Genomic DNA, 4,858 nt, shown 5'->3' with positions numbered 1-4,858 from the left:
GCGACGGTCAACGTCACCGTGAATGCGGTGAACGACACGCCTGTGGTTGAAAGCAGCATTGCAGACCAAACCTTGGCAGAAGACTTCACCCCATACAGCATCGATCTAAATACCGCTTTCAGTGATGTGGATAACGCCGATGGTGAGTTAACGTTTAATGTCTCTGGTAATAGCAACATTCAAGTGGCAATCGTCAATGGTATTGCTACGTTCACTCCAACCGCAGACTGGAACGGCTCAGAAGCGTTGACCTTTACGGCTACCGACCCAAGCGGCGAAAGCGTTAGCCAAACGGTGAACTTCACAGTTGCCCCTGTGGCGGACATCGTGGCAGATAAAGCGACGGTTGTGGAAGACACGCCGACCATCATTAAGGTCTTAGGTAACGACACGTTTGAAGGCGACGACAAAGTGGTGTCGCTGGATACCAATCACGGTCCAGCCAACGGCACGGTCTCGGTCAACCCGGACGGCAGCGTCACTTACACGCCAAACGACAACTACCACGGGGCAGACAGCTTCACGTACATCGTTACATCGGGCGGGGTATCGGAGTCCACCACGGTGAACGTCGATGTGACGCCAGTGAACGATGCGCCAGTGGCGACCAATGACACGGCGATTACTGATGAAGATACGCCAGTGACGATTGATGTCCTGCCAAACGACACCGATATTGATGGCGATACGCTGTCTATCCAATCGGCGTCTGTGCCGAGTGACCAAGGGACAGTTGAAATTGTTGACGGCAAACTGGTCTTTACACCGGCTGAGAACTTCCATGGTGACGCCGAAATCACTTACACCGTTACGGATGGTTCGCTGACCGACCAAGCAACGGTTAACGTCACCGTGAATGCGGTGAACGACACACCTGTGGTTGAAAGCAACCTCGCAGACCAAACCTTGGCAGAAGACTTTACGCCATACAGCATCGATCTGAATACCGCCTTCAGCGATGTGGATAACGCCGATGGTGAGTTAACGTTTAATGTCTCTGGTAATAGCAACATTCAAGTGGCAATCGTCAATGGTATTGCTACGTTCACTCCAACCGCAGACTGGAACGGCTCAGAAGCGTTGACCTTTACGGCTACCGACCCAAGCGGCGAAAGCGTTAGCCAAACGGTGAACTTCACAGTTGCGCCTGTGGCAGATATTGAATCTGACCGCGCGACGGTTGTGGAAGACACACCAACCATCATTAAGGTTTTAGGTAACGACACGTTCGAAGGCGACGACAAAGCGGTGTCGCTGGATACCAATCACGGTCCAGCCAACGGCACGGTCTCGGTCAACCCGGATGGCAGCGTAACCTACACGCCAAACGACAACTACCACGGGACAGACAGCTTTACCTACATCGTTACGTCAGGTGGGGTATCGGAGTCCACCACGGTGAACGTCGATGTGACACCGGTGAACGACGCGCCAGTGGCAAAAGATGATACCGCTGTTACTGACGAAGACACGCCAGTGACGATTGATGTTCTGCCAAACGATACTGACATTGATGGCGATACGCTGTCTATCCAATCAGCGTCCGTACCTGAAGCGCAAGGCACAGTCGAGATTGTTGACGGCAAGTTGGTGTTCACACCGGCCGAGAACTTCCATGGCGATGCTGAAATCACTTACACCGTCACCGATGGTTCGCTGACTGACCAAGCGACGGTCAACGTCACCGTGAATGCGGTGAACGACACGCCTGTGGTTGAAAGCAACATTGCAGACCAAACCTTGGCGGAAGATTTTACGCCATACAGCATCGATCTAAATACCGCTTTCAGCGATGTGGATAACGTGGATGGCGATCTGAGCTTCAGCGTTGCTGGCAACAGCAACATTCAAGTGGCGATCGTCAACGGTATTGCTACGTTCACTCCAACCGCGGACTGGAACGGCTCAGAAGCGCTGACCTTTACGGCCACCGATCCAAGCGGCGAAAGCGTTAGCCAAACGGTGAACTTCACGGTAGCCCCTGTGGCGGACATCGTGGCAGACAAAGCGACGGTTGTGGAAGACACGTCGACCATCATCAAGGTCTTAGGTAACGACACGTTCGAAGGCAGCGACAAAGTGGTGTCGTTGGATACCAATAACGGTCCAGCTAACGGCACGGTCTCGGTCAACCCGGACGGCAGCGTGACTTACACGCCAAACGACAACTTCCACGGCACAGACAGCTTCACCTACATCGTCACCTCAGGTGGGGTATCAGAGTCCACCACGGTGAACGTCGATGTGACGCCAGTGAACGATGCGCCAGTGGCAAAAGATGACGCGGCAACAACACAAGAAGATACCGCTGTCACGATTGATGCTCTGCCAAACGACACTGACATCGATGGCGATAAGCTGTCGATTGAATCGGCTTCCGTACCTGAAACACAAGGTACAGTTGAGATCGTTGATGGCAAACTGGTCTTCACACCGGCTGAGAACTTCCATGGTGACGCTGAAATCACTTACACCGTGACTGATGGTGCACTGACTGACCAAGCAACGGTCAACGTCACCGTGAATGCGGTGAACGACACGCCTGTGGTTGAAAGCAACATTGCAGACCAAACCTTGGCGGAAGATTTTACGCCATACAGCATCGATCTAAATACCGCTTTCAGCGATGTGGATAACGTGGATGGCGATCTGAGCTTCAGCGTTGCTGGCAACAGCAACATTCAAGTGGCGATCGTCAATGGGATTGCTACGTTCACTCCAACCGCAGACTGGAACGGCTCAGAAGCATTGACCTTTACCGCCACCGATCCAAGCGGTGAAAGCGTTAGCCAAACGGTGAACTTCACAGTGGCGCCTGTGGCAGATATTGAATCTGACCGCGCGACGGTTGTGGAAGACACACCAACCATCATCAAGGTTTTAGGTAACGACACGTTCGAAGGCGACGACAAAGTGGTGTCGCTCGATAGCAATAACGGTCCAGCCAACGGCACGGTCTCGGTCAATCCGGACGGCAGCGTCACTTACACGCCAAACGACAACTTCCACGGTACAGACAGCTTCACGTACATCGTTACCTCAGGTGGGGTATCGGAATTCACCACGGTGAACGTCGATGTGACGCCAGTGAATGACGCGCCAGTGGCAAAAGATGATACCGCTGTCACTGACGAAGACACGCCAGTGACGATTGATGTCCTACCAAACGATACTGACATCGATGGTGATACGTTAAGCATTGATTCGGCGTCTGTGCCGAGTGACCAAGGTACAGTTGAAATTGTTGACGGCAAACTGGTCTTCACACCGGCTGAGAACTTCCATGGCGACGCTGAAATCACTTACACCGTCACCGATGGTGCGCTGACTGACCAAGCCACGGTCAACGTCACCGTGAATGCGGTGAACGACGCGCCTGTGGTTGAAAGCAGCATTGCAGACCAAGCCTTGGCGGAAGACTTTACGCCATACAGCATCGATCTAAATACCGCTTTCAGCGATGTAGATAACGTGGATGGCGATCTGACCTTCAGCGTTTCTGGCAACAGCAACATTCAAGTGGCGATCGTCAATGGCATTGCTACGTTCACTCCAACCGCAGACTGGAACGGCTCAGAAGCATTGACCTTTACGGCCACCGATCCAAGCGGTGAAAGCGTTAGCCAAACGGTGAACTTCACAGTAGCGCCTGTGGCGGACATCGTGGCAGATAAAGCGACGGTTGTGGAAGACACGCCAACCATCATCAAGGTCTTAGAGAACGACACGTTCGAAGGCGACGACAAAGTGGTGTCGCTAGATACCAATAACGGTCCAGCGAACGGCACGGTCTCGGTCAACCCGGACGGCAGCGTCACTTACACGCCAAACGACAACTTCCACGGTACAGACAGCTTCACCTACATCGTCACGTCCGGTGGGGTATCGGAGTCCACCACGGTGAACGTCGATGTCACACCAGTGAATGACGCGCCAGTGGCGACCAATGACAATGCCGTTACTGACGAAGATACACCAGTGACGATTGATGTTCTGCCAAACGATACTGACATCGATGGTGATGCATTACGTATTGACTCGGCATCTGTGCCGAGTGACCAAGGGACAGTTGAAATTGTTGATGGCAAACTGGTGTTCACGCCAGCTGAGAACTTCCATGGTGACGCTGAAATCACTTACACCGTCACGGATGGTGCGCTGACTGACCAAGCGACGGTTAACGTCACCGTGAATGCGGTGAACGACGCGCCTGTGGTTGAGAGCAACATCGCAGATCAAACCTTAGCAGAAGACTTTACGCCATACAGCATCAATCTGAATACCGCTTTCAGCGATGTGGATAATGTTGATGGCGAGCTGAGCTTCAGCGTTTCTGGTAATAGCAACATTCAAGTGGCGATCGTCAATGGTATTGCTACGTTCACTCCAACCGCAGACTGGAACGGCTCAGAAGCGTTAACGTTTACGGCTACCGATCCAAGCGGCGAAAGCGTAAGCCAAACGGTGAACTTCACAGTGGCGCCTGTGGCGGACATCGTGGCAGACAAAGCGACGGTCGTGGAAGACACGCCAACCATCATCAAGGTCTTAGATAACGACACGTTCGAAGGCAATGACAAAGTGGTGTCGCTGGATAGCAATTACGGTCCAGCGAACGGCACGGTCTCGGTCAACCCGGATGGCAGCGTCACTTACACGCCAAACGACAACTACCACGGTGCAGACAGCTTTACCTACATCGTTACCTCCGGTGGGGTATCGGAGTCCACCACGGTGAACATCGATGTCACGCCAGTGAATGACGCGCCAGTGGCGACCAATGACAACGCCGTTACTGACGAAGACACGCCAGTGACGATTGATGTCCTGCCAAACGACACCGATATTGATGGTGATA

Annotated in this window: 1 protein-coding gene; it reads left to right on the top strand. The window is 53.1% G+C overall.

Features of this window, described 5'->3' with window-relative positions; genetic code table 11:
- Positions 1-4,858: tandem-95 repeat protein (locus R7040_RS24170; RefSeq protein ID WP_318097235.1), on the top strand; the 4,858-nt coding region annotated here is incomplete at both ends.

Source organism: Vibrio sp. 1069 (genome assembly GCF_033340555.1).
The sequence above is the reverse complement of the archived record's forward strand: the minus strand, read 5'-3'. Positions and strand labels throughout refer to the sequence as shown.